This is a genomic window from Capsulimonas corticalis (genome assembly GCF_003574315.2).
Classification (GTDB): domain Bacteria; phylum Armatimonadota; class Armatimonadia; order Armatimonadales; family Capsulimonadaceae; genus Capsulimonas; species Capsulimonas corticalis.
This window is the reverse complement of record NZ_AP025739.1, coordinates 6,238,233-6,262,206: the sequence shown is the minus strand read 5'-3', so window position 1 is coordinate 6,262,206 and position 23,974 is coordinate 6,238,233. Positions and strand designations below refer to the sequence as shown.

Annotated in this window: 24 protein-coding genes; 12 read left to right on the top strand and 12 right to left on the bottom strand. The window is 60.7% G+C overall.

The genetic code is table 11. The features are described from left to right. Positions 1-190: 190 nt before the first annotated feature. The 6 genes from D5261_RS26895 to D5261_RS26870 all read right to left on the bottom strand — a co-directional run bounded on the left by D5261_RS26895 (position 191) and on the right by D5261_RS26870 (position 6,006). Positions 191-988 carry a hypothetical protein gene (locus D5261_RS26895; RefSeq protein ID WP_119319070.1) on the bottom strand — a complete coding sequence of 266 codons (798 nt, stop codon included), beginning with the start codon at positions 986-988 and terminating at the stop codon, positions 191-193. A gap of 211 nt (positions 989-1,199) precedes the next feature. Continuing rightward, a complete protein-coding gene (locus D5261_RS26890; protein ID WP_119319071.1) occupies positions 1,200-1,955 on the bottom strand; it encodes a DUF4412 domain-containing protein in 756 nt (251 codons plus the stop codon). 241 nt (positions 1,956-2,196) lie between these two features. Further along, positions 2,197-2,946, bottom strand: coding sequence for an SDR family NAD(P)-dependent oxidoreductase (locus D5261_RS26885; protein ID WP_119319072.1), 750 nt, complete (start codon positions 2,944-2,946; stop codon positions 2,197-2,199). Further along, positions 2,943-4,313, bottom strand: a complete 1,371-nt coding sequence (locus tag D5261_RS26880) for an aspartate kinase (RefSeq protein ID WP_119319073.1) — start codon at positions 4,311-4,313, stop codon at positions 2,943-2,945. Before D5261_RS26880 ends, D5261_RS26885 begins: the two co-directional genes overlap by 4 nt. 107 nt (positions 4,314-4,420) lie before the next feature. Continuing rightward, entirely contained in the window at positions 4,421-5,182 is a 762-nt protein-coding gene (surE, locus tag D5261_RS26875; protein WP_119319074.1) for a 5'/3'-nucleotidase SurE, read from the bottom strand. Between the two features lie 59 nt (positions 5,183-5,241). Then, complete coding sequence (locus tag D5261_RS26870) at positions 5,242-6,006, bottom strand: GNAT family N-acetyltransferase (protein ID WP_165863868.1); 765 nt, start codon at positions 6,004-6,006, stop codon at positions 5,242-5,244. A gap of 163 nt (positions 6,007-6,169) precedes the next feature. On the opposite strand from D5261_RS26870, the gene D5261_RS26865 reads away from it, so the two are divergent. The 11 genes from D5261_RS26865 (at position 6,170) to D5261_RS26815 (ending at position 14,315) form a co-directional block, all read left to right on the top strand. After that, positions 6,170-6,322 carry a lmo0937 family membrane protein gene (locus tag D5261_RS26865; protein ID WP_218025454.1) on the top strand — a complete coding sequence of 51 codons (153 nt, stop codon included), beginning with the start codon at positions 6,170-6,172 and terminating at the stop codon, positions 6,320-6,322. A 182-nt stretch (positions 6,323-6,504) separates the two neighbouring features. Beyond that, complete coding sequence (locus tag D5261_RS26860; protein WP_119319076.1) at positions 6,505-7,737, top strand: lipocalin-like domain-containing protein; 1,233 nt, start codon at positions 6,505-6,507, stop codon at positions 7,735-7,737. A gap of 33 nt (positions 7,738-7,770) precedes the next feature. Further along, positions 7,771-8,712, top strand: a complete 942-nt coding sequence (locus D5261_RS26855) for a cation diffusion facilitator family transporter (RefSeq protein ID WP_119319077.1) — start codon at positions 7,771-7,773, stop codon at positions 8,710-8,712. A 125-nt stretch (positions 8,713-8,837) separates the two neighbouring features. Continuing rightward, positions 8,838-9,152 carry a preprotein translocase subunit SecE gene (gene secE, locus D5261_RS26850; RefSeq protein ID WP_119319078.1) on the top strand — a complete coding sequence of 105 codons (315 nt, stop codon included), beginning with the start codon at positions 8,838-8,840 and terminating at the stop codon, positions 9,150-9,152. A gap of 49 nt (positions 9,153-9,201) precedes the next feature. Beyond that, complete coding sequence (gene nusG / locus D5261_RS26845) at positions 9,202-9,732, top strand: transcription termination/antitermination protein NusG (RefSeq protein ID WP_119319079.1); 531 nt, start codon at positions 9,202-9,204, stop codon at positions 9,730-9,732. 185 nt (positions 9,733-9,917) lie between these two features. Beyond that, positions 9,918-10,343 carry a 50S ribosomal protein L11 gene (rplK, locus tag D5261_RS26840; protein ID WP_119319080.1) on the top strand — a complete coding sequence of 142 codons (426 nt, stop codon included), beginning with the start codon at positions 9,918-9,920 and terminating at the stop codon, positions 10,341-10,343. A gap of 87 nt (positions 10,344-10,430) precedes the next feature. Further along, the gene (gene rplA, locus D5261_RS26835) at positions 10,431-11,165 is read left to right on the top strand and encodes a 50S ribosomal protein L1 (RefSeq protein WP_245992443.1); all 735 of its coding nucleotides are present in this window, start codon (positions 10,431-10,433) and stop codon (positions 11,163-11,165) included. Between the two features lie 228 nt (positions 11,166-11,393). Then, positions 11,394-11,948, top strand: coding sequence for a 50S ribosomal protein L10 (rplJ, locus tag D5261_RS26830; protein ID WP_165863869.1), 555 nt, complete (start codon positions 11,394-11,396; stop codon positions 11,946-11,948). Positions 11,949-12,000: 52 nt separating this feature from the next. Further along, a complete protein-coding gene (rplL, locus tag D5261_RS26825; RefSeq protein ID WP_119319083.1) occupies positions 12,001-12,381 on the top strand; it encodes a 50S ribosomal protein L7/L12 in 381 nt (126 codons plus the stop codon). 182 nt (positions 12,382-12,563) lie between these two features. Continuing rightward, complete coding sequence (locus D5261_RS26820) at positions 12,564-13,028, top strand: hypothetical protein (RefSeq protein ID WP_119319084.1); 465 nt, start codon at positions 12,564-12,566, stop codon at positions 13,026-13,028. Between the two features lie 45 nt (positions 13,029-13,073). Next, on the top strand, positions 13,074-14,315 hold the full coding sequence (locus D5261_RS26815; RefSeq protein ID WP_119319085.1) for a YtxH domain-containing protein: 1,242 nt from the start codon (positions 13,074-13,076) through the stop codon (positions 14,313-14,315). A 140-nt stretch (positions 14,316-14,455) separates the two neighbouring features. Here D5261_RS26815 and D5261_RS26810 read toward each other — a convergent pair whose 3' ends face one another. From D5261_RS26810 to dnaK, 6 genes are all read right to left on the bottom strand, one after another. Continuing rightward, complete coding sequence (locus D5261_RS26810) at positions 14,456-15,127, bottom strand: YceI family protein (RefSeq protein WP_119319086.1); 672 nt, start codon at positions 15,125-15,127, stop codon at positions 14,456-14,458. Positions 15,128-15,304: 177 nt separating this feature from the next. Continuing rightward, positions 15,305-15,931, bottom strand: coding sequence for an NAD(P)H:quinone oxidoreductase (gene wrbA, locus D5261_RS26805; protein ID WP_119319087.1), 627 nt, complete (start codon positions 15,929-15,931; stop codon positions 15,305-15,307). A 95-nt stretch (positions 15,932-16,026) separates the two neighbouring features. Beyond that, entirely contained in the window at positions 16,027-16,476 is a 450-nt protein-coding gene (locus tag D5261_RS26800) for a MarR family winged helix-turn-helix transcriptional regulator (protein ID WP_119319088.1), read from the bottom strand. A 142-nt stretch (positions 16,477-16,618) separates the two neighbouring features. Further along, positions 16,619-17,737, bottom strand: a complete 1,119-nt coding sequence (locus D5261_RS26795) for an acyl-ACP desaturase (protein WP_119319089.1) — start codon at positions 17,735-17,737, stop codon at positions 16,619-16,621. Between the two features lie 369 nt (positions 17,738-18,106). After that, entirely contained in the window at positions 18,107-18,556 is a 450-nt protein-coding gene (locus D5261_RS26790) for an Hsp20/alpha crystallin family protein (protein ID WP_119319090.1), read from the bottom strand. Between the two features lie 188 nt (positions 18,557-18,744). After that, positions 18,745-20,586: a molecular chaperone DnaK gene (gene dnaK / locus D5261_RS26785; protein ID WP_119319091.1), complete on the bottom strand. Its 1,842-nt coding sequence runs from the start codon at positions 20,584-20,586 to the stop codon at positions 18,745-18,747. A 243-nt stretch (positions 20,587-20,829) separates the two neighbouring features. Between dnaK and D5261_RS26780 the strand changes: the two genes are divergently transcribed. Further along, positions 20,830-23,937 carry an ATP-binding protein gene (locus D5261_RS26780; protein WP_119319092.1) on the top strand — a complete coding sequence of 1,036 codons (3,108 nt, stop codon included), beginning with the start codon at positions 20,830-20,832 and terminating at the stop codon, positions 23,935-23,937. Positions 23,938-23,974 lie beyond the last annotated feature (37 nt).

Genomic DNA, 23,974 nt, shown 5'->3' with positions numbered 1-23,974 from the left:
CGCGCCGATCTTAACTTAACAAGTATTATTCCTCAAAATTACCCGACTTTCATAGTAATTATACGTCAATAAGGAATTTACATATTACTGCGGCGAAAATGATGGCTGCTTGAAGGGTAGGAGTACGCGCGCTGACGATATGGCCGTCAGCGCGGCTGCGGGGCGAATAATTTCTTACGGGAGCGGCGCGCTATTCGCTGCTCATGGCGATTTGAGGTCCGCCGCTCTTCTGACACAGCGGCTTCCGTTTGTTATCGATCGTGAGCATATACGCATGGTCCGGCGTTTTTGAGAGAAGACACACGACATGCGTATTGTGGTTGTACGCCTCGCGAGCGAGTTGCAGGCCCTCTTCGGCTTCCTCCTGCTTGCCTTCCGCCCAGAACGGATTGTGCGGGCAGGGCCGCAGCGATGCGCGAATGGAGAGGGCGACGTTGGCGGCGACAAACCCCGAGGCGCTCCAGCGGTCTTTGTCCGTCCAGGCGATGTAATACGAAACAACGCTCTGGTTTTCGTCCCACTGATACTGATGATAAAAGACGACGCCGCGATGCGTGGGCGTTTCAAACGGGCAGCCGGTGACGTAACTGGAGTAACTGCGCGCCGCCTCGGTCATGGGCGCGGCGCTGTCGCCCAAGGCGCGCAGGGATCGAGCCAGTAACGTTTTTGCTTCGACATCGGCGTCCGTGTCGCCGTCGCCGCGATCGTCATGGACCGGATCGACCAAGGACGCGAGGCCCCACTCCGCGCCGGCCAGTCCGTCGGCGCTGCGCAGATGGATATTCTCGCCCGATGCGTTCGCGGTCAGCGTCCATCCCGCCGGCGCCGTCGCCGACGCTCCAGAGTCGCTCATCGCGCACAAACTGACCGCCGCATCCATGTTCGGACTGGCGGCGTCGGCGGACCGCGCCAGGAGGGCGACGCACGCGCAGGCAAACGCAGCGGCGCGCATGCGCCGCCAGTCAAGTGACGGCAGTCCGAGTGTCATGGGGGCTCCTTTGAAAGTGAACGCAAAAATCGCTATCTGAATTCACTATCGGAGCGGGCTGGGAGAAACGAGAGAGGAGAACGGAAAAACCGGTATTTGGGTGAGGGCTCAAAATTTGGATCAAAGATCCAAAAGGTCTTATGACTTAAACTCTCACTCCCTCTGACTCCCCCTCTCCCAATTTTGGGAGAGGGGGCCGGGGGGTGAGGGCCTACATGCCGGGCATTCCCGGCATGCCGACGCCGGCACCGGGCGCGCTTTTCTTATAGCCCGCCGGAATGGCGAAGGTCGAGGCGGGCAGCGTCGCGCTGGACACGGAGTTGATCACCGTTTTGACGGTGATCGGTCCGGTGGGACTGTTGGGGATCGCGATGACCGTGAGCAGCGGAAAGCCTTTGATCTTTTTGAGCTGGCTCTGGAGTACGCCGGCCGGTCCCGGCATCGGCAGGCTGGGAGGCTGCGGGAGATCTGGGGCCGCCCACACCTCGCCATGGATCGGCGTGCCGGCCATCGGGCCGGACGTGGTCGTGATCGTCAGCTTGTAGTGACGAGCGACATGCCCCAGAAGTTTCTTGCTGTCGCCGGCCGGAGTGATCGTCGCGGAAGTTCCGGCGCTGGCCGCCTGGGCTTTCGCGGGATCGTATGGACGCGTTGTGTATGTGTGGCTTTCGCGGCTCAGCGTCGTCAGGGTCTTGGCGACGGAATCGAGCAGGACGGACGAGCCGTTCGTATCCGTCCGAATCTTCTTGCCGCTGACATATGCGGTGCTGTTGATCGGCCCGCCCATGCCGTATTTGCTCATAGCGGCGCGCTGATCGGGAGACATCTGCGTCATCATGACGCGAAGCTGGGGACCGTCCACGGTCGTGGTGGCGACGATCTTCTGATCCGCGTGCGCGACCGGCGCGAGAACGGCGACGCTTACGGCGATCAGCGCGGAATGGAAATGGGTACGGCGAAACTGCATGAGAACAATCCTCTTTTTCTACTGCGGTCTTCTGGAGTATGGCTAGTTAGACGAGATTTCGAGGTGAAAAGTTGCATGGAGCGAAGAAAGGCCCTCACCCGGCCCTTCGGGCCACCCTCTCTCAATCTTAGGAGAGGGTTAGGAGTAAGATTTGGATCTTTGATCCAAAAGATCTTATCACTAAAACTCTGACTCCCCCTCTCCCAGAATTGGGAGAGGAGGCCGGGGGGTGAGGGCCTCCCTACGGCCGGTAAAACTTATCCAGAATTACCGCCGGCAGCAGTCTTACTAAACCCATCGTCACGGCGGCGGCGGTTGGGAAGCGGATGATGGTCTTCCCGTTCGCCACGCCGCGAAGTATGACTTTGGCGGCGTCTTCCGGCTCCATCACTAACGGCAGGGAGGCCATGCCGTCGGTCATCGGCGTGCGGATAAAGCCGGGCGAGACGGTGACGAGGCGGACGCCCTGGCGGGACCAGGGGGCGCGCAGACCGTCGCAGAGCTGGGAAACGGCGGCTTTGCTGGCGGAGTAAGCCGCGCCGCCGCCGGGGAAGGCGCGGTCGGCGCTCAGACTGCTGATCACCACGACCGTGGAGCCCGTGCCGCGCAGGCGTGGGTGCAGCGCCTCCAGCCAGTGCGCCACTCCGAGCAGGTTGGTCTGGACGATCTGCTCTAATGGGCCGGCGTGAAAGTACTCCAAATCGACGGGAAGAGCGATGCCCGAGGAAAGATAAACCGTCTGCGGCTGCGGCCACTGGGCGGCGATCGCCTCCAGCGCGTGCTCGATCGTCTCCGGCTCGCGGACGTCCGAAACCGCGACCAGCGCTTCGCCGCCGAACGCGCGGACTTCTCCGGCCACGCGGTCCAGCGACTCTTGATGGCGACCGATCAAGGCGACGCGCTGACGATCTCGCGCCAGCGCGAGCGCAAGTGATCGGCCGATGCCGCTGCTGGCGCCCACAACGATGGAAGCGGGCGGGTTGTCGTTCATGATTCCTCGGCGAAGACGTCGTAGATCGCGCGCAAAGCCCGCTCGTAATCCGAATCCGAGACGCCGATGATAATGTTCAGCTCGCTGGACCCCTGGTTGATCAGGCGGATATTGACCTCCGCGCTCGCCAGCGCCATGAAGACCTTCGCCGCGATGCCGATTCGGTGCACCATGCCCTGCCCGACAATCGCCAGCATTGCGATGTCTCGCTCCACTTCGATGCGGTCCGGCTGGACGATCCGGCGGATCTCCGTGACGACCTCGGACTCCTTGCCGTTCAGCTCTTCATCAGTCACGATCACCGAAAGCGTATCGATGCTGGTGGGGGAGTGCTCGTAGGAGATGCCATTGGCTTCCAGAATCTCCAGCACTTTGCGTCCATAGCCGCGCTCCTGGTTCATCATCGCCTTCTCGGTGAGGATGATCGTGAAGCCGCGCCGGCCGGCGATGCCGACGATCGCCGTGTTCGCCGAGTCGCGCGTGGTGACGATGCGCGTGCCGTCGTCTTCCGGCTGGTTTGTGTTCTTGATATGGATCGGGATGCCCGCCTCACGCACCGGGAAGACCGCTTCGTCATGAAGCACGGTGGCGCCCATATAGGACAGTTCGCGCTGTTCGCGGTAGGTAATCTCTTGGATCGGCTTGGGGTTGGGGACGAGGCGCGGATCGGCCATCAGCATGCCGGAGACATCGGTCCAGTTTTCGTAGACCGAGGCGTGGACGGCGCGGGCGACGATCGCGCCGGTGACATCCGATCCGCCGCGCGAGAAGCAGCGAATCCGCCCCTTGACATCCTGGCCGTAAAAGCCGGGGATGACGGCGACTTTGTCTTTGGGCACCGCGCCGAGGCGCGAACCCATCCGTGTGTAAGTTTCGGCGCCGTGCAGGCGCCCATCGGCGCCGAAGCTGATGCCTTCAATCGCGTCCACGAACTCCGCGTCCAAATAAGCCGCGATGATGCGCGCGCTCAGATATTCGCCGCGCGAGGCGACCCAGTCTTTGTCCGCGCCATCCGCGATGTGCTGCTGGATATCGCGCAGCCACTCCCAGGCGCCCGGCACGCCAAGCTCCTCGGCGAGACCTAGATACCGGTCTTTGATGACCGCGAATGGGGCGGAAGCGTCGAGGCCCTGTTCTCCCAATGAATGGCAAAGGTAGAGGAGATCGGTGATTTTCTTATCGCTGCCGCTGCGTTTGCCGGGGGCGGACACCACGACGTAGCGCCGGGCGGGGTTGGCGCGCACGATGGCGGCGATTTTGCGGACCTGGCCGGCGTCCGCGACGGAGGAGCCGCCGAACTTGGCGACGATTGGGCGATTGTCTGTTCTTTCGTGCGCGTCTTGCGGCGCCTGATTTGCGTCTGTCATGAATGTTCTCTCGGGACCTTGGACGGTCATTGTCAAGGTTTTGCTAACGGCTGTTGTCAAAACTTGGGTGACGATGGCGCTGGAGGGTTATCGGACCTGACGGCTAGCTAGGCGGTCAGATCCTGCAGCATCGGCATCAGGGAGTAGGCGGTCATGTCGAGGTGGATCGGCGTCACGGAGATCCATCCGTCCGCCACCGCCCGCACGTCCGTCCCCGCCTCTGCGCCAAGCGCCTCCTCGGCCAGCGATCCGCCGAGCCAGTAATACGGACGCCCGATTGGGTCCATCCGTTTCTCGATCCGGTCGACATACTGCCGGCGGCCCTGCGTGGTCACGGCGACCCCGCGGATCTCGCGCTCGGGCAAGTTGGGGACATTGACGTTTAAAATCGTGTTCGGCGGAAGGGGATGGCGCGTGAGCCAATGGGCGAGTTTGGCGGCAAAGTTCGCGGCGGCGTCCCAGTGCACCTCCGCCTCAAAGGTGGCGACGGAGACGGCGAAGGAGGGCGCGCCCATCACGGTTGCTTCAATCGCGGCGGAGACGGTTCCAGAGTAATGGACATCCCAGCCCAGGTTCGGACCATGGTTGATGCCGGACACGACCATATCGGCCGATCCGCCCATCGCTTCGAGCAATCCGAGCGTGGCGCAGTCGGAAGGAGTGCCGTTGGACATCCAGGCCGAGCCGCCGTCGCGCATCTTGGTCGCGGTCAAGCGCAGCGGTTTGTGCAGGGTGATCGCATGCCCCGTCGCGCTCTGCTGCCGCTCGGGCGCCGCGACAGTCACATCATTCTCCCGCGCAAGCGCGGTTTTGAGAGCAAAGATCCCATCCGCCTGCACGCCATCGTCGTTAGTCACTAGTATCCGCATGGAGCCTTTATGATAGCCCGAAAGAGAGGAAGGTGTCAAGGCGCAAGCGGCTGCCGGGTTCATTCTGTCGCCGTAAAGAAAAACGGCTGCGTGCTGGTCAGGATTTCAAATCCGCGCTTTCTCAGGATCGGCTCGGATGTCGGCAGCGCATCGACACAAACATTCCTCACTCCCCGGCTGAGCGCTTCCCGAATACGCGCCGCAACCACGCGAGTGAACAATCCCCGGCCCCGAAATCGCTCCCGCGTGTTTCCGCCATAGAGCGCCGCAAACTTGCTGTCCTCGTGAAAATAGACGCGTCCACAGGCGGCTGGCTCTCCCTCCACATAAGCGACATAAATACTCATATAATTTGGGTGACTGTCCAGCATAACTCCATATTGCGTCATCTCCTTGTCGCAGCTCTCGCCGCGAACTTCCTCCAGAATGCTCCGATAATCTCCGAGATCCGCCGCGTTCGTCACCTTACGAATATCGTCGTCGCAAACTCCTAAATGGCTCAGCGCGTTTTCGCTTGCGAGAAAAACCATAAACTTCTCCCGTGCGCCCGCTTCAAACCCCGCCGCCGTCAGGCGTTCTCCCAGGCAGTGGGGTTGATCGTGTCCATACACTTTCCATTCCAGATCATAGCGCCCACGTTGCGCGGCCAGGATTTGCCGGCGAATCATGGAATCGACTTCACCCTCGGTGCAGGAGGAGTAAACGATCTCGCCGCTTTTCCCGTCTTCGTAAAGATCCTTAATCACGCCTTCTTCTGAAAACCGGGTCACGCCCGGATAAACCACCATCCGTCGCTCCCAATCCAGCAATTCTAATATCTCCATTTGTTCTCCCATTTTTTTACCTAACTCTCTCTTATCGACTTTGTTCTGACCTACGCAAAATAAATTCCATCCCATGTTTCCCGCCCATGCTTGCCGGGTAAATACTCATCAATGATGGATAGCCGTCAAGGATGAACGTTTTACACAATTAGGAGATAAATCCATGGGCTTGATTTACACAATCGCTAGCATTCTCGTCGCCATCTGGCTGATTAGCTTCCTGCTGCATGTCGGCGGATCTCTGATCCACTTGATCCTCGTGATCGCCGTCATCATGTTCGTCTACAACCTGATTACGGGCCGCCGCACGGTATAGTCCGTACGACCGGCATTCCATAAAAAACAAAATATCGGCGGGCGCCGGCTACCGGCGCCCGCTTTTTTGTGTTTGTGAGTGACGCGAAACCTCTTTGGCGTCATCTCATAGCGCCATCTCGACTGCTGGGTATAATCTCACTATATAGCTCGTTTCTGTCATTTAGAAAGTACGATTCTCTCATGCGACTGAAATCTTGGATGCTTGCCGCCTGCCTCCTGGCGGCGCCGGTCGTGACCGTCGCCCCCGCGACAGCGGCTCCAAAGGCCGCGCCGTTTCCCATCGCGCCGCATTCACAGGTGAATGTGGAGTGGTGGTATGTGAACGCGCATGTGACGACAGAGAAGGGGCGGCGTTTGGCGCTGGTGGGGTCGTTTTTTCGGTTTGGGAACGGAGTGTCGATTCTGGATGGGGTGTCGCCGCAGCCGCGCGCGCACTATTTGATCTATTCGGTGACGGACTTGGACCGCAAGACGCAGCGGGCGTATTCGCTGGCCGATACGAATATGACGATGTATCTGAAGCAGGTCGCGCCGCTGCTGGCGCTGGCGCATCCCAAGGATAAGTCGGCGGTCGCGATGATGAAGGCGCTGGGCGCGGGGCGTCTGCCGGCGCCGCATATTCAGATCCCGTCGCCGGCGGTGGCGCAGACGAAGCCGTTTCGCCTGGAGTACGGGAAGGACAATACGCTGAGCTCGGTTTCGGACGACAACACGTCGGTGCATGTGACGCTCAATGCCGGCGGTTCGGACAAGATCGATCTGACGCTGTCGGCGCAGCGGCCGGCGATGGCGGTGGGCGGCAAGGGCGAAACGGGACTGCGCACGCCGACGGATATGTATTACTTCTCGCTGACGCGCTGCGGCGTGGCGGGAACGATGGATACCGGAGCGGGCGCGGAGAAGATCACGGCGGGGCAGGGATGGATGGATCACCAGTGGGGGAACTCCTGGGTAGCGCAGAACGATGGATGGGATTGGTGGGGCGTACAGCTGACCGATGGTACGGATATCTTGTTCTGGCGTCAGCGGGATCTGGCGACGGGCAAGATCTTCTTCCCGCTAGCGACCTTTATCGATCACAACGGCCGACAGATCGTGACGAAGAAGATCGCGTTCAAACCGGATCCGGCGTCATCCTGGGTGAGCCCGGCGACGGGAGTGAAATATCCCACGGCGTGGACGGTGGACTTTCCGGAGCAGAAGCTGCATCTGAAGATCCAGGGAGACATCCAGGCCCAGGAGATCCCGATTTTAGGGCCCGGGGGAAGCATTTGGGAGGGAAGCTGCGCGGTCAGCGGCGCCCGGCGGCTGGAGAATGGGACGCGCGTTCCTGTGTTTGGGAGCGCATATATGGAGCTTGTCGGCTATAATAGTCCGGCGACGAAGACGTCGCTGATTCCCAGCAAGAAATAAATCCCAAGGATTTTCCGCTTCCGAGCTCGACCCATGACTTCAACGATTTCCAACAACCCAAGCGACGTCGCCAAGGGCAAGCGCGATGCGGCGCGATGGGCCGTCGCCTCCAACACCGGTCTGCTGCTCATGAAGATCGTTGTCGGCGCGCTGACCGGAAGCGTCGGCGTGCTGGCGGAGATCGTCAATTCCGGCGCGGACTTGGTCGGTTCGCTGATCGTTTATCTCTCCGTACGGGTCTCGGACGAGCCTCCGGACGAAACGCATGCGTACGGCCACGGCAAGATCGAAAACCTTTCGGGCATCGCCACGGCGACTCTGATCCTGACCGGCGGATGCTACGCCATCTGGCAAGCCGTTCGCCAATTGATCCGCCCTCAGCCGCTTCAGCATCTCAACTGGGCGCTGGGAACGATGGCCGTGAGCGCCGTGGTGAACTTCACGGTTTCTCAGTATCTGCTTCGTCGCGGCCGCGATCTCGACTCGCCGGCGCTGACGGCGGACGGGCATCATTTGAAGACTGACGTGGTGACCTCGATCGGAGTCGTCGCCGGGCTGGCGCTGGTGCGTCTGACCGGATTTGCGCAGTGGGACTCGCTGGCGGCCCTTGGGGTCGCCTTCCTGATCCTTTATGTCGGTTACTCGCTCGCGCGGGACGCCGTGTTCACGCTTTCGGACCGCGTGCTGCCGCCGACGGAAGTGGCGATCCTGGAGAACGTACTGCGCTCGAATAAAGAAGTGCTGGACTTCCATAAGCTGCGTACGCGCAAGTCGGGCTCGCACCGCCACGCCGACGTCCATGTCATGATCGCCGATACGCACACATTTGTCGAAGCGCATCGTCTGACCGAAGATCTCGAAGATCAGATGCGCGACGCGCTGCCGAATCTGCATCCGATCATCCATATGGAGCCTTACGAAGACGAGGTCGCGCATCAGAAAGCGTATCACGCCATGGAAAATAAATCCCCATAAACTTGACAAAGCCGTCTTGGATATGCTAAATTATCTCCCAGATGACGAACAGGGGCGCACCCCCTGTTCATTTTTTTGCCTGACGGCCGAAGACGGCCCGAGGGCATGCGAGGACGGTTTCTCAAATGGCGGATACACCGAACAAGAACCAGCCGACGCCGAGTGGGCCGAAAAAGCCTGTCGCGTCGACTAACCCCACCATCGCCGACGCGAAAAAGCGCGCCGCCGCGATGGCGAGCCGGAAGCCGGTCAGTCCCCAGCAGTTCTTCCAGGAAGCCTGGATCGAGCTGCAAAAGACCTCCTGGCCGACACGCGAAGTGCTGATCAAATCCACCACGGTGGTTTTGGCGCTGGTGTTCGCGGTGGCGATCTGGGTGGGGGCGCTCGACGCCGTGCTGACCCTGGTTCTGAACCCGCTGTTTACCGGCGCATCGCGATAGTACAGTTTGTCCGGCGCCATACGAGAGCCTGAGGAAGTAAAGAGACGTTATGCTGAAGCACTGGTACGCCGTCCACACGTACTCCGGACACGAGAAGAAGGTTAAGACCAACATCGAGCGCCGCGCCGATACGATGGGCCTGAAGGGCAAGGTCTACGAGATCCTGGTCCCGACGGAAAAAGAGACCCGTGTCCGCGCCGGAAAAAAGAGCGAGATCGATCGAAAGGTCTTCCCGGGATATGTCTTTATTGAGATGATCCTGGATGACAACACCTGGTACCTCGTCAAGAGCACCACGGGCGTCATTGGATTTGTCGGCGACGCCAAGCCGACCCCGGTGAAGAACAGCGAGATCGCGGCCATCCGCAGCGCGCTCGCCGAGTCCGAGACACGGCCGCTGATCCGTCCCGCATGGTCGCTTGGTCAGGCCGTTCGCGTGATGTCCGGTCCGTTCGCGGACTTCACCGGATCGATCCAGGAGATCAACGCGCCCAAGGACAAGGTCAAGGTTCTGATCTCGATTTTCGGACGCGATACGCCCGTCGAGCTGGAATTCAGCCAGATCGAAAAGATTTCGTAGGAAGGCCCTCACCCGCCGCCCCTCTTCCAATTCTGGGAGAGGGGGAGTCAGAGTTTTTGAGTTTTTGGATCATTGATCCAAATCTTAACCCGCTCCTAGAATTGGGAGAGGGTGGCCCGAAGGGCCGGGTGAGGGCTCGAAAAGCAGTCACCGCAGTCGTAAGTTAGCACAGAGGACACAGTAACATGGCAAAGAAAGTCGTCGGAGTTGTCAAGCTCCAGATCAACGCGGGAAAAGCGACCCCCGCGCCGCCCGTCGGCCCCGCGCTCGGCGGCTACGGCATCAACATGATGGAGTTCATCAAGGGCTACAATGAGAAAACCGCCCCGATGATCGGCTCGATCGTTCCGGTGGAAATCACGATCTACGAAGATCGCAGCTTCACCTTTGTGACCAAGACCCCGCCCGCCGCCGACCTTCTGAAGAAGGCCGCCGGAATCCCGAGCGGAAGCGGCACGCCCAACAAGACCAAGGTCGCGAAGATCACGCAGGAGCAGCTCCGCACGATCGCCGAGACCAAGACCCCGGACCTGAACGCGAACGATATCGAAGCCGCGAAGAAGATCATCGCCGGCACCGCCCGCTCGATGGGCATCGACATCATTCCTTAAGCATTACAAACGGAGCGGCTCATGGTGAGCCTTTCCAGACCTGAGTGGGAGGGGATCGAACCCCGTTTGACCACTGGAGACAGACCATTGAGAAAGCAAGACCGCAAGAAAGTCATCAGCAAGCGATTCCAGGAATTGGCCAAGAAGGTCAATCCGGACGATCTGCTGGAACCGACCGCCGCCATCGAGCTCGTCAAGAGCATCGCCAACACGAAGTTTGACGAGACCGTTGACGCCGCCATTAACCTGGGCGTCGATCCTCGCCACGGCGACCAGATGGTTCGCGGCGTCACCACGCTGCCGCATGGCACCGGCAAGAGCCGCAAGGTCCTGGTATTCGCCAAGGGCCAGAAGGCGGCCGACGCCGAAGCCGCCGGCGCAGACCTGGTGGGCGCGGAAGAGCTGATCGAGCAGGTCCAGAAGGACCAGCTGGACTGGAAGCAGTACGACCTGATCCTGGCGACCCCCGATATGATGGGCCAGGTCGGTCGCCTCGGCGCCACCTTCAAGCAGAAGATGCCGAACCCGAAGGCCGGCACCGTCTCCCCGAACATCGGACAGGCCGTCAATGATATCAAGAAGGCCACCCGCATCGAATACCGCGTCGACAAGGCCGGTATCATCCATGCGCCGATCGGCAAGGCGTCGTTCACCACCGAGCAGCTGAGCGAGAACTTCGCCGCTCTGGTCGACGCGCTGGTGAAGGCCAAGCCGACTTCGTCCAAGGGCCGCTACCTGCGCAAAGTCTCCGTCTCCACGACGATGGGACCGAGCGTCACCATTGATCCGCTGCGCGCTCAAACCGTCGTTCTCGTCAAATAATCGATTTTTCCGCCCGTTTCGGGTAGAATAACGACAATCAAATACAGTTTCGCCGTAGACAGCCGGTCCCGCAAGGGTGTTAATGGACGTCAAGTCCGCCAGCCGAGGTTCAGGAATGCAAAAAGGTGCGCGCCGAGAGCGTGCGCCATGTGCGCCCTGGAGTTTGCCTCCTTGTCTACGGCAGCTCCAGGGCGTTTTTATTTCGCCAAGTTGGGGGGTGAATCAATTATGGCAACAGAATATGTAATCGAAGCGTCCGCCGCAAAGGTTGAGGTTGTCGGTGAGCTTCGTGAGCTCGTCGGCGGCATCAGCGCGGCGATCATGACGGACTACCGCGGCCTGTCCGTGGCCGAACTGACCGATCTGCGCAAGAAGCTTCGCGCCGTCGACGGAGAATTCCGCGTCGTCAAGAACACCTTGTTCAAGCTCGCCGCCGCCGATCTGCTTCCCGTGGATCAGATGGGCGAGTACCTGGCCGGCCCGACCGCCATTGGCTTCGCCAAAGGCGACCCGATCGCGGTGACCAAGGTCATCGTTGACTTCGTCAAGGATCACAAGGCGATCTCGCTCAAGGGCGGCGTCGTGGACGGAACCGTGTACAACGCGGCTCAGGTCGACGCGCTTTCCAAGATCCCATCGCGCGAAGTCCTCATCTCTCAGATGCTGGGCTCCCTGAACGGACCGGTCTCCGGTCTCGTGGGAACGCTCAACGGCATTCTGGCGAACTTCGTCTTCACGCTTCAGGCAGTCGCGGACAAGCAGGGCGCGGAAGCCGCTGCTTAAGTTTTCGACACGTTAGAACGATTTAAAAAACACATTCAGGAGAATTAGTAACATGGCAGATACAGCCGCATTGTTGGAAACCATTAAAGGCATGACCGTCCTCGAGCTCAGCGAGTTCGTCAAGGAGCTTCAGGAAGTCTTCGGCGTCACCGCCGCCGCTCCCGTCGCCCCGGGTGGCGGCGGCGGCGCCGCTCCGGCCGAAGTGAAGGAAGAGCCGACCTCCTTCAACGTCATTCTGACCGCCGCCGGCGAGAAGAAGATCAACGTCATCAAGGCCGTTCGCGAAGCGACGAGCCTGGGACTGAAGGAAGCCAAGGACCTGGTCGAAGGCGCTCCTCTGGCCGTCAAGGAAGGCCTGAACAAGGAAGACGCCGAGGCCCTGAAGGCCAAGCTGACCGCCGAAGGCGCCAGCGTCGAAATCAAGCCTGCCTAAGCTTTTCCCAAAGCTGCGAAAAAGCCCCCCGCCACTTGGCGGGGGGCTTTTTTGATTCTTGGCCTTGTTTTATTACCGAGCGTTCACGGGTAGATACGCCAATATGAGCATCGCTTCCACAGCGGTCTCACAGCAGCAGCGATCATTCCGTAAACAGCACGGGAAATATAGGGGGCAAGCAAATGGCGACCGAGACAAATACAACCGCCGCCGACCTCGGCGAAGCGGTGGAGCAGGCGAAGACGAAAGTTCGAAGCAAGGCGAAGGAAATTGTGGAGCAGGGGCAGCATGCGGCCAGCAGTGTCGCGGACAACGCGCGCGGGACGGTAAAGACGCAGCTCACCGGCCAGAAGGACAATGTCGCCGATCATCTGCTGGCGACGGCGCAAGCGATCCAATCGGCAAGCGATCAGCTCAAGGAGCATGGCACGCCGTTTGTGGGCGAGTACGCTGACAAGGCCGCCGCGTCGATCACGGAGTTCTCGGGAGCGCTCAAGGACAAGCAAGTGGAGCAGATCGTCGCGGACACCGAAGCGTTCGCGCGGCGCAGCCCTGGCCTGTATCTGGGAGCCGCCGCCGTGGCCGGCCTGCTGGCCGCGCGCTTCCTGAAGAGTTCGGGAACCGGGCAGCCGAGCGCCGGACGTTAAGTTTTACATGGAGCGGCGAAAGCCGAAATCAGGAGGATTGGAACGATGAGCAAACGTAATATTGAGCCAGGATGGCATGAGCCGGTACAGCACACCACCAGCGACGAGTGGGAAGAAGAATTGAACGCTCTGCATGAGACCGTCGTTCGGGTCGTCGACGGCTCGGAGACGCCGATCAGCCCTCATGTCAACGAAATCCCTAACGGTCGCGATGGCGTCCCACTGGACGCGGACGATGAGGTTCGCTCCAGCACGCGGAACCGACCTGCCGGCGACGATGCTCCAGCGGCCGACGAGAGTGAGCCGCCCGCGATCATGCGCGCCTTCAACTCCGGCGCCGGGTTCGTGAAGGACAACGCGGCCGTGGCCGCCGCGACCGCCGCCGCCGGTATCGGCTGGCTGATCTGGAATTCCCGCTCCACCCCGGGGCCGGCGCCGATTCCGGACGTCAGCAAGGCGATCAAAGATACCGCGAGCAGCGCGGTGGATAAAGTGAAAGACGCCGGCGGCAGCGCCGTGGGCAGCATCAAGGAAGTCGGCGGCAACGCCGTGGAAGGCGCGAAATCAATGACCAGCGGCGTTCTGGAGAGTGTGAAGTCCGCAGGATCGAATGTCGCGCATACCGCGTCCTCCGCAGTCACCAATGTCGCGCACACCGCCTCTTCGGCGGTGACCAATGCGGCGCAGAGTGCAACCTCGGCCGTCACCGACGCCGCGCAAAAAGTGGGATCGACCGGCAAGGATCAGGCGAAGCGTGTGGGAACGGCCGCCCTCGGCGTCGCCAAGAGCAGCCCGATCGAGCTGGCGCTGACGATCTTGAGCGCCGCCTGGCTCTACCGCAGCGCGCGCCCCGAACGCTCTGCGGACAGTGAGCCCGGCAAGCTCGGACAATTGACCGACCAGGCCAAATCGGGAAGCCTCACCGCGATCCAGGCGATTGAGGGCATGGTTCAAAAGAACCCGCTGGTCGCCGGCGGCATCGCCCTGGTGATCGGCGCCATCGTCGGTCTGCTCATTCCCGAATCGAACGTGGAAAACCGCGTGATGGGGCAGAAGCACGACGAGCTGATGGATAAGGCGATGGACGCTGCCCATGAGTTCACCGAGGACCTGACCAGCAAGGTCAAGGCCGTCGCGACCGAAGCCGTGAACACGGTAAAGGAAGAAGCGAAGAACCAGGGACTGGTGGCCGGTGGTGACAACGCCGAACAGACCGCGCCGAATAACTCCGGCGAGATCCCCGCCGACAGCCCGGACGCGGACCAATCGCCCGCAAACGCGATCTAAGAGTCGAGAAGCCCCCGGCCCCCATCGGAGGAGCAAACCATAGATTTGTTGGCGTGTGAAAGATTAATCTTCCTCACGTCTCCGATCCTATGGTTTCCTCCTCCAGTGGGGGCCGGGGGTTTCTTGATTCGAGAGCGCCCCTACTTCGCCGGGACCGCCTCCAGGCTGATCGTCACATCGATGTCGTCGCCAATCGCCAGTACGCCGGTGGAGAACTTGTCGCCGCCGCCGACGCCGTAATCCAGCCGGCTCAGGTGGATTCCGGTCAGCAGGCCGAAGCGGACGCCGCCGAAGGGATCGTGGATCGGCCCGGAGACCGTGAACGGGAGCGCGACTTGTTTGGTGACGCCATGGATCGTCAGGTCGCCGTACGCGACATAATCGTGCTTCTTCTTTTCGATGCGGGTGCTCTGAAACGTGATCGTCGGGTACTTCGCGACGTCGAAATACGTCGGGCTGCGCAGATCGTCATCGCGCATTTTGACGTTGGTGTCGATGCTCGTGGCTTGAATCGTAAACTGCACTGACGACTTATCCAGATGATCCGGATCCGCGACAACCGTCCCGGCAATATCGTCGAAGCGTCCGCGCACAATACTCAGCCCCATATGCTTCACGGCGAAGTTGATATTCGTGTGCGCGGGATCCACGCTCCACGATCCCGCAATCGGCGCCGCCGTGCCGATGATCTTAGGATCGGGCGCCGGAGCCTGCGCCTGCGTATGCGTCGCGGCGTTGACCATCAATCCCAGGCTCAGCGCCGTCAGCGCGGCCGTACTCGCCCATTGGATATTCTTTTTGGTTGTTTTCATGTGTGTGTCTCCTTGCGATGAGGATGGAGCCCTCACCCCCCGGCCCCCTCTCCCAATTCTGGGAGAGGGGGAGTCAGAGTTTTAAGTTAAGATCTTTTGGATCTTTGATCCAAATCTTAACCCTCGCCCAGACCTTTGGGAGAGGGTGGCCCGAAGGGCCGGGTGAGGGCCATTAACTTACGCTGTCTGCGTCTCTCCGGCGGCTTTGAGCGCCTTTGCGACTTGTGCGGTGCGCTTGCCCTGGTGGCGCGCCACGGCGAGGTCCTGCTCGGTCGGCGGGTCGGCGTTCTGGCCGGATACGGACGATGCGCCGTAAGGCGTGCCGGCGGCGAAAAGCGCGGGATCGCTGTAGCCAAGCGGGACGATGATAAGGCCCAGATGCGCCAGCGGGGGATAGAGCGAAAGGATCGTCGTTTCATTGCCGCCGTGCGTGGTCGAGGTCGAGGTGAAGACGCCGCCCGCCTTGCCGACGAGCTTGCCCTGGAACCAGAGGCCGCCGAGGGAGTCGATATACGCTTTGATCTCGGAGGTCGGGCTGCCGAAGCGGGTAGGGGTGCCGAGGATGATTGCGTCGGCGTTCGCGGCGTCGTCCGGCGTCGGCGCTTCGTAGAGCGCGTTCTGACGATCGGCGCTTTCCGCCCAGCCGGCGACACTCTCCATCACTTCGCGCGGAGCGACTTCACGAGCGCGGCGCAGGATGACTTCCGCGCCTTCGCTGCGCGCGCCTTCCGCAATCGCTTCCGCGAGCTTCTCAGTGGTTCCCGTGCGGGAATAAAAGGCGATCAGGACTTTGACTTGGCTCATGGTGGTGACCTTTCGTTGTCTGGCAATCGGACATTCTATTAATCTTCGTTGATATTGCGTTCGTTCAGTGAATGTTGAGTGATAACGTACCCATTTTAATCGGGTTCTTGTTTGCCGAGTTTGCGGCAAAGACGTCCAAGTTCGCGCTGTTCGTCTTCCGTCAAAACCTGCATAATGCTGCGGACCTCGGCGGCGTGTCCCGGAAAGATCTCATGGATCAGCGCTTCGCCCTGCTCCGTGAGATAGATCGTCACATGACGCCTATCTTCCTGGCTGCGCTCTCGGCGCACCAGCTGGCGCTTCTCCAGGTTATCGATGACCATGGTAATGTTGCCGCTGGTCTTCAAAATCTTCTCGCCAATGGCGCGCTGGCACAGCGGTCCCTTAAAATACAGGACCTCCAAAACACCGAACTGGCTTTCCGTGAGGCCGGCGTTCAGAATCCCGCCACGCAATTTACTCGACACCGATTCCTCGGCGCGCGCCAGCTTCACTAGAGTTCCCAGAGCCAGCCGTTCGTTGGCGTTCGGTTCAAATTTTCTCATGGTATTGCTTAAATCTCAGTCACTTAATATTAAGCGATATTGGATTGTAGCATCTATTCGCGAGGGTGTCAATAGGGGGAGAGGATTTGAAGCGCGCTTTCAGGGCCTATTCCCCCGCGCTTTTGCGCGGGGGAGTGGGTCGCTACTCTTTCGTCTTCGCCTGCCAGTCCGGATTCGATTGGAACAGAAAGGGATCGATTTCGGCGCGGCCCATGCTGCCTTCGAAGTCGGTGATTTTGTCGTGTAGGCGGATGACGTTGCGCTCGGCTTCGCCGGCGTCAAAGGTGTCCCAGAGGGCTGTCAGACGCATGTTGCCATTAGGATCGGGGATCGCGCGGGCGTGCTTGAGGCCGGAGTCCAGGGCCTTGCGGCCGGCGACAGTCAGGTTCTCAAGGACCGGGGCGATTACGTCGCGCTGGAAGATGCGCGGCCCATAAGTGCCGGCGCGGTAGATCGTCTCGGCGACCACCGGCCAGTTCGGGATGATGTCCTGCGCCGGCATCGCGAAGTGCGTGATGACGTCGTGGATCGCTCCGAGGGTCTCTTCCGGGAAGTAATAGAGAAACAGGCGCGCGCCTTCGAGGAAGAAGGCGTAGTGGGCGGCTTCGTCCACGGCGAGCATCGAGCAGGCGCGGGCCAGGACGGGGTCTGGAGCGCCGGCGAAGGCGGGCGTATCGGACTCGCCCCGGGCGATCTCGGCGAACTTCAGGTAGTTGACCTGCGTGGCCCGCTCCTGGAACACCGTGTAGACCAGCATGTGCAGCGCATCATCCCACGGGAGCGTCCAGTTGTTTACGCGCAGCTGCCACTTGTAATGCTCGATCTGCGCCGGAGTGCGCCCGCGCGAAAAGAGCAGGGCGTTTTCCCAGGTGTCGCCGTGTCGCTCTTCCTCGGCGCCCCAGCGAAGCTGGAAGTTGGAGCGGCCGTTGGAGCGGCGGACGACGCGCAGGATCTCGCTGGTGTAATCCGGGGCGTATTGCTCGACGGCGAAGTATCCTTCGATCAGCTGTACGACGTCTTCGGTGTGATCCGTGCGCATATCCCGCCATGCGAACGAGGTGTCCGGGTTCCAGTTGCGCAGCCGCTGCGAGCGGTCCACATACCAGCGGTACAGGCCCAGAAACGCACGCTCGATCAGGCGGTGACGCTCCTCGCTGCTCAGCAGCGTTACGGGGCAGTTGAGGGGCGCGTCGGTTAGCATATCGGGCGGAAGAACCGCCTCGCGGAGATTGCCATTGCTCAAGGGGGGGATGACCGTCATGGGTGAATTCTACTTAGTCCTTTGGTTTTGCGGCAGCGGTCCATGCCATCGTCGCTTACGGCGCTGCATGAAGAGCGTTTGTATGCCAAGGCCGCACTTCCGGTTTGCGCAAAAATCTTTTCAGATTGCTATGAATGGATGAAAGATTATATCCGATTTCGCGGCATTTCACCCATTTCGGCGTTTGGCGGCGGAAATCAGCTCGGAAATCCCGAATCTCCGATGAACACTGTCGGAAATTATAGTGACATATTCCTATTCGCAAGTCAATCCCCGGATCGGCGGATTGGGCGGCCGTCAGCCGCTGCGGCGCAAAAAAAGCCGGGGCGCGCTGCGCCCCGGCTCCCTTGCGTGAGGATGGCTCGCCGCTTATCCCGCAGAGACCTGAACCTTCTTTGGTTTGGTTTCCTCGGACTTCGGCAGATGCACTTCCAGGATCCCGTCTTTGTAAGACGCCTTCACGCCATCGTGCTGGACTGGCGCGACGATGGTGAAGGAGCGCTGGAACGTTCCATACGAGCGTTCGACTCGGACATAACGGTCCTTGCGCTGCGTATCCTCAAACTTGCGCTCGCCCTTGATCGTGAGCGTCTCTCCGGTCAGCTCGATGTCGATATCTTCCTGGCGAAGGCCCGGCAGATCGGCGATAACGACGATCTCGTTCCCATCCTCCAGAATATCGACCGACGGCGCCCAGGTGCGAGCCGCTGCGGTTTCCGTTCCTCGGCCGCTGCGCGAATTGTCTTCAAACAAGCGATTGACTTCGCGCTGAAGACGATTCAAATCTTCAAAGGGGTCGAAACGAACGATGTTGGCCATGGTTAATCTCTCCTCTGATGTGTTTTGGTGATGATAATTAGGCGGCCCTCACCCGGCCCTTCGGGCCACCCTCTCCCAATTCTGGGCGAGGGTTAAGATTTGGATCAATGATCCAAAAACTCAAAAACTCTGACTCCCCCTCTCCCAGAATTGGGAGAGGGGGCCGGGGGGGGTGAGGGCTCCGTCCCTTACTCGCTCTTGAAGTCCGCGTCGATTACGTCGTCGTCGGTCTTGGCTTGCGGCTGTCCTTCGGGCGTTTCGCCTTCGTGATGGCCGTTCGAAGCGTCGCCGCCTTCCGCCTGCTTGTACAGGATCTCGCTCAGCTTGTAGGAAGCCTGGACGAGGGTTTCGGTGGCCGACTTGATCTGCTCGATGTTGTCGCTCTCAAGCGCGGACTTGACGCCGGCGATGGCGGTCTCGGCCGTGGCTTTCTCGTCGGCCGGGGCTTTGTCGCCCAGGTCCTTGAGAAGCTTCTCGGTCTGATAGACGGCCTGGTCCGCGTGGTTGCGCGCTTCGGCCTTCTCGCGGATCTCAGCGTCCTTGGCCGCGTTCAGCTCGGCTTCCTGCACCATGCGCTCGACTTCGGACTTGTCCAGGGCGCCGGCGCCGGAGATCATGATCTTCTGCTCCTTGCCGGTGGCCTTGTCGCGGGCCGAGACGTTCACGATGCCGTTGGCGTCGATGTCGAACGTCACTTCCACCTGCGGGACGCCGCGCGGAGCCGGCGGGATACCCGTGAGCTGGAAGTTGCCCAGCTTCTTGTTCTGCGACGCCAGAGCGCGCTCGCCCTGATAGACCACGACGTCCACGGCGGTTTGGCCGTCCGCCGCTGTCGAGAAGGTCTCGGACTTGCGGGTCGGGATCGTCGTATTGCGGTCGATCAGCTTGGTGAACACGTCGCCCAGAGTCTGGATGCCCAGGCTCAGCGGGGTGACGTCCAGCAGAACGACATCCTTGACTTCGCCGCCCAGGACGCCCGCCTGGATCGCCGCGCCCACGGCCACGACTTCATCCGGGTTGACGCTGCGGTTGGGCTCTTTGCCGCCGCCGAGCTTCTTGACCAGGTCCTGAACGGCCGGGATGCGGGTCGAACCGCCGACGAGGATGATCTCATCCACATCCTTCGCCTCGATGCCGGCGTCCTTGAGCGCCTGGTTGAACGACTGCGAGGTGCGGTCCACCAAATCGCGGGTCAGGTCGTCGAACTTCGCGCGGGTCAGGTTGACGTCCAGGTGCTTCGGTCCCTCGGCGTCCGCCGTGATAAAGGGCAGGTTGATGTTGGTCTGCACGACGTTGGAGAGCTCGATCTTGGCCTTCTCCGCCGCTTCGCGCAGTCGCTGCATAGCCTGCTTGTCCTTGCGCAGGTCGATGCCCTGCTCCTTCTTGAACTCGTCCGCCACGAAGTCCACGATCCGGCTGTCGAAGTCGTCGCCGCCCAGGTGCGTATCGCCCGCCGTGGAGCGGACTTCGAAGACGCCGTCGCCCACGTCGAGGACCGACACGTCGAAGGTGCCGCCGCCGAGGTCATAGACCAGGATCGTTTCGTTCTTCTTCTTATCCAGGCCGTACGCCAGGCTCGCGGCGGTCGGCTCGTTGATGATGCGCAGGACTTCGAGGCCCGCGATCTTGCCGGCGTCCTTGGTCGCGTTGCGCTGGGCGTCGTTGAAGTATGCGGGAACGGTGATGACGGCCTTGTCGACCGTTTCGCCCAGGTACTTCTCGGCGTCCGCCTTCAGCTTCTGGAGGATCATCGCCGAGATCGCCTCAGGGGAGTAATCCTTGCCGTCGACGGTGACGCGGTCATTGGTGCCCATCTTGCGCTTGATGGAAATGATCGTGCGATCCGGGTTCACAACCGCCTGCCGCTTGGCCGCGCTGCCCACCAGCCGCTCGCCGGTCTTGGTGAAGCCGACGATGGACGGCGTGGTCCGCGCGCCTTCCGCATTCGCGATAACGGTCGGCTCGCCGCCTTCCAAGATCGCGACGCATGAGTTGGTTGTTCCCAGGTCAATTCCTACTGTTCGTCCCATAATCTAATTCCGCCTCCTCTATCTGATCCCGCCACTGTAAAATCTTGTAACGGGTTTATTATATCTCTTGAGTGTCTTGCTGTCAATACTCTTAACGGTTTTCTCTCAAAAAGTGTTCCCAGAATTTTTCGTTTTCTCACATTCCTTTGCATATGGGCGTTTTCCCTGAGGAGCGGGCAGAGATAACCCGAGAATTCAAAATAGGACGCTCGTGTTTCTTCCTTAAATCGAGCGTGGAATTTGATGATGAATCGACGGAAGACAATTTGGGACTGGCAGACAATCGTGCTGACGGTCATCGGCGTTTTGGTGGCGACGCTGGGCGTTTCGGTTCTTTACGGTTGGTATACGCATAACACTCGGCTGCTTCAGGTTCTGCCCTCATTCACGCCGATGGTGTACAGTACGGCGCTTTGTTTTGCGTGTTGTGGGATGGCGCTGCTGGGACTGATGTTTGAGCGGGTCCGAAAGATCGTTGTTCCCGCCGCCGTATTTTCCGGCGCCGCCGGCTTGGCGATGCTTGCCGAGTATTTCTTCCATATCGATCTTGGCGTTGACCAGTTATTCATGCCCGCTTACACGAAGGTCGCGAGCGCCCATCCCGGACGTATGGCGTTCGCCACCGCGTGTTGCTTTTCCATGATCTCGGTATGTCTGCTGCTGCTACGCTCGCACAAACGAGGCCGCGCGGGTGTGATGCTGTCGGGAGGATTGAGCGCCCTGGTGACAGGGATCGGAGTTGTGTCGTTTTGCGGCTATCTGACCGGAGTGACAAGCTTTTACGCTTGGGGCGACCTAACGCGCATGGCCGTGCATACATCGTTGGGTTTTGTGGCGCTCGGCTCCGGACTCTGTCTATACGCATGGCGGGAGGAGGCGAAGCGCGGCGTGACGCCGGCGTGGCCCCCCATTTTCGTTGGCTTGGGCATCGCGACCGCCGCGCTCTGTCTCTATCAAGCATTAATCGTTGAGCAGCGCCAGCAGGTCGAGCGGATGAGCCTTTTAGAGGCAATTAATATCCGCTATGAAATCACGTCGCAGCTGCAAGTGCGCACCGATGCGCTGCTGCTGCTGTCCCGCCGCTGGGCAAAGCAAGGTTCCGTATCGAACGAAGAGTGGGACAGCATCGCCGGTCTTTACACACAGCAGCATTCCGGATATCAGGCGATCGAACGCGTTGATCGGGACTATGTGATTCGGCGCGCATTTCCTCTCAAAGGCAATGAACGCGTCATCAACATGGATTTGAAGAGACAGGACGGAAGGGCGGCGCTTTTGGACGCGGCCCGCGACCGTCCCGATTTCTCGATCTCGCCCGTGCGGAGTTTGAAACAAGGCGGCAAAGGCTTTCTGATCGATATTCCGCTTCGCTTTCAGGGACGTTTTGATGGGTTCGCCACCGGTGTCTTCCGCATGAACGATATCCTGGAGACGGCCCTGAGCAACGATATCACTCGTGGATATTCGGTTTCGATCTTTGATGGCGATAAAGAGGTATACCAGCGCAATCAGAGCGCGCATGCGCCGATCGCGCCGGAATTCCGGGAAGCGCGCCTGCAGTTTCATGGCGCCGACTGGCGGGTGCGAGCCTGGCCGCACTCGAATTATCTGACGCGCACGGAAATCTGGGCGCCGATCATCGCTCTCTGGACGGGATTAGTCATGGCGGCGGTTTGCGCGGTCGCCGTGGGCCTTGGGCAGGCCGCGCGCCGGCAATCCCAGAAACTGTCCGAGATGAACGATGCCCTGACGCAGGAAGTCTCCGAGCGGGAGCGCGCTCTGGAAGCGATGCGGTCGTCGGAAAATAAGCTGTCTTCGGTCACGGAGACGGCCGCCGAGGCGATCGTGGTCACCGACCGGGATGGGGTTTTGGTGTCCTGGAACAAAGGCGCGCAGATGATCTTCGGGCTGACGCCGGAGGAAGCGATCGCACGGCCGCTGACCCGGCTGACGCCGGATCGCTTTCACGCGGCGCTCGGCGGCGATATGGAGCGTTTGCTGGCGGACGTCGAGACACATGGGACCGGCAATACCGTGGAGCTCGTGGGACTGCGCGGCGGGGGCGAGGAGTTTCCCCTGGAGCTCTCCCTGTCGTCGTGGACATCGGGGGATGAGGTCTTCTTCACCGGGATCATGCGCGATATGACGGAGCGCAAGCAGGACGAAGAGGCGCTGCGGCTGGCGCGGGATGCGGCCCTGGCGTCCGCGCGCGCCAAATCCGAGTTCCTCGCCAATATGAGCCATGAGATCCGCACCCCCATGAACGGCGTTCTGGGCATGACCGGCCTTCTGCTGGATACGCCACTCACGACGGAGCAGCATGACTACGCCGATACGATCCAGGGCAGCGCGGAATCGCTGCTGACTATCATCAACGATATCCTGGATTTCTCCAAGATCGAGGCGGGCAAGATGGTCATCGACCCGACGAATATGCGCTTTGGCGACATCGTCGCAGAGGTCGTCGACCTGCTGGCGCCCCGCGCCCGGGACGCGGGCCTTTCGCTGGATTATCGCATCGCGCCGGAAGCGCGAGGCGATTATTGGGGCGACGCCATGAGGATCCGCCAGGTCCTGACCAATTTCGTGGGCAACTCGCTCAAGTTCACCTCCGAGGGCGGCGTGGCGATTGAAGTGATCGAAACCGAACGCGCCGGGATAAACGCCCGGCTGCGCGTGGTCGTGCGCGATACCGGGATCGGCATTCCAGCGGACCGACTGGAGGCCGTCTTTGAAAGCTTCACACAGGCGGAGGGCGGCACGAGCCGCCGTTTTGGCGGCGCGGGGCTTGGACTCACCATCTGCCGGCAGCTCGCGGAGCTGATGGGCGGCCGGGTAGGAGTGGACAGCGTGGTGGGTTCCGGGAGCAGCTTCTGGATGGAGCTTCCATTGGAGCGCCGCGAGGCCGCGAGCGCGCCTTCGGCCCCGGCAATTGCGCCCGCTCCAGCAGCGCAGGCGCTGGGGCTCCGAGTGCTTCTGGCCGAGGACAACCCCGTCAACCAAAAGCTGGCCTTGAAACTGATGGAGAAATGGGGATGCCGCGCCGACGCCGTTACCGACGGCCGATCCGCCGTTGAAGCATGGACCAGCGGATCCTTTGACGTCGTTCTGATGGACGTGCAGATGCCCGAACTCGACGGTCTACAGGCGACGCGCCTGATCCGCCAATTCGAAAACGGAACATTACGGCGCACTCCCATCATCGCCATGACGGCGAACGCCATGGAAGGCGACCGGGACCTCTGTCTGGAAGCCGGAATGGACGATTACCTTTCCAAGCCGATCAAGCCCAATGTACTGTATGAGGTTCTGGCTGGATTGAAGAAGGAAACGGCTTTGGAGGCGGCTTAATGCAGAAAGCTCATCACGCTCTTTTCCAGAATTTGAG

What these genes read in the sequence shown, in the direction of transcription:
- nusG (WP_119319079.1), top strand. Translation starts at nt 9,202, where the DNA reads ATGCTGAAGCACTGGTACGCCGTCCACACGTACTCCGGACACGAGAAG.
- D5261_RS26820 (WP_119319084.1), top strand. Translation starts at nt 12,564, where the DNA reads ATGGCGACCGAGACAAATACAACCGCCGCCGACCTCGGCGAAGCGGTG.
- rplL (WP_119319083.1), top strand. Translation starts at nt 12,001, where the DNA reads ATGGCAGATACAGCCGCATTGTTGGAAACCATTAAAGGCATGACCGTC.
- D5261_RS26880 (WP_119319073.1), bottom strand. Translation starts at nt 4,313, where the DNA reads ATGACAGACGCAAATCAGGCGCCGCAAGACGCGCACGAAAGAACAGAC.
- dnaK (WP_119319091.1), bottom strand. Translation starts at nt 20,586, where the DNA reads ATGGGACGAACAGTAGGAATTGACCTGGGAACAACCAACTCATGCGTC.
- D5261_RS26795 (WP_119319089.1), bottom strand. Translation starts at nt 17,737, where the DNA reads ATGACGGTCATCCCCCCCTTGAGCAATGGCAATCTCCGCGAGGCGGTT.
- D5261_RS26860 (WP_119319076.1), top strand. Translation starts at nt 6,505, where the DNA reads ATGCGACTGAAATCTTGGATGCTTGCCGCCTGCCTCCTGGCGGCGCCG.
- D5261_RS26855 (WP_119319077.1), top strand. Translation starts at nt 7,771, where the DNA reads ATGACTTCAACGATTTCCAACAACCCAAGCGACGTCGCCAAGGGCAAG.
- D5261_RS26885 (WP_119319072.1), bottom strand. Translation starts at nt 2,946, where the DNA reads ATGAACGACAACCCGCCCGCTTCCATCGTTGTGGGCGCCAGCAGCGGC.
- D5261_RS26800 (WP_119319088.1), bottom strand. Translation starts at nt 16,476, where the DNA reads ATGAGAAAATTTGAACCGAACGCCAACGAACGGCTGGCTCTGGGAACT.
- D5261_RS26865 (WP_218025454.1), top strand. Translation starts at nt 6,170, where the DNA reads ATGGGCTTGATTTACACAATCGCTAGCATTCTCGTCGCCATCTGGCTG.
- rplJ (WP_165863869.1), top strand. Translation starts at nt 11,394, where the DNA reads ATGGCAACAGAATATGTAATCGAAGCGTCCGCCGCAAAGGTTGAGGTT.
- D5261_RS26870 (WP_165863868.1), bottom strand. Translation starts at nt 6,006, where the DNA reads ATGGAGATATTAGAATTGCTGGATTGGGAGCGACGGATGGTGGTTTAT.
- D5261_RS26810 (WP_119319086.1), bottom strand. Translation starts at nt 15,127, where the DNA reads ATGAAAACAACCAAAAAGAATATCCAATGGGCGAGTACGGCCGCGCTG.
- surE (WP_119319074.1), bottom strand. Translation starts at nt 5,182, where the DNA reads ATGCGGATACTAGTGACTAACGACGATGGCGTGCAGGCGGATGGGATC.
- D5261_RS26790 (WP_119319090.1), bottom strand. Translation starts at nt 18,556, where the DNA reads ATGGCCAACATCGTTCGTTTCGACCCCTTTGAAGATTTGAATCGTCTT.
- wrbA (WP_119319087.1), bottom strand. Translation starts at nt 15,931, where the DNA reads ATGAGCCAAGTCAAAGTCCTGATCGCCTTTTATTCCCGCACGGGAACC.
- rplK (WP_119319080.1), top strand. Translation starts at nt 9,918, where the DNA reads ATGGCAAAGAAAGTCGTCGGAGTTGTCAAGCTCCAGATCAACGCGGGA.
- secE (WP_119319078.1), top strand. Translation starts at nt 8,838, where the DNA reads ATGGCGGATACACCGAACAAGAACCAGCCGACGCCGAGTGGGCCGAAA.
- D5261_RS26815 (WP_119319085.1), top strand. Translation starts at nt 13,074, where the DNA reads ATGAGCAAACGTAATATTGAGCCAGGATGGCATGAGCCGGTACAGCAC.
- D5261_RS26780 (WP_119319092.1), top strand. Translation starts at nt 20,830, where the DNA reads ATGATGAATCGACGGAAGACAATTTGGGACTGGCAGACAATCGTGCTG.
- D5261_RS26890 (WP_119319071.1), bottom strand. Translation starts at nt 1,955, where the DNA reads ATGCAGTTTCGCCGTACCCATTTCCATTCCGCGCTGATCGCCGTAAGC.
- D5261_RS26895 (WP_119319070.1), bottom strand. Translation starts at nt 988, where the DNA reads ATGACACTCGGACTGCCGTCACTTGACTGGCGGCGCATGCGCGCCGCT.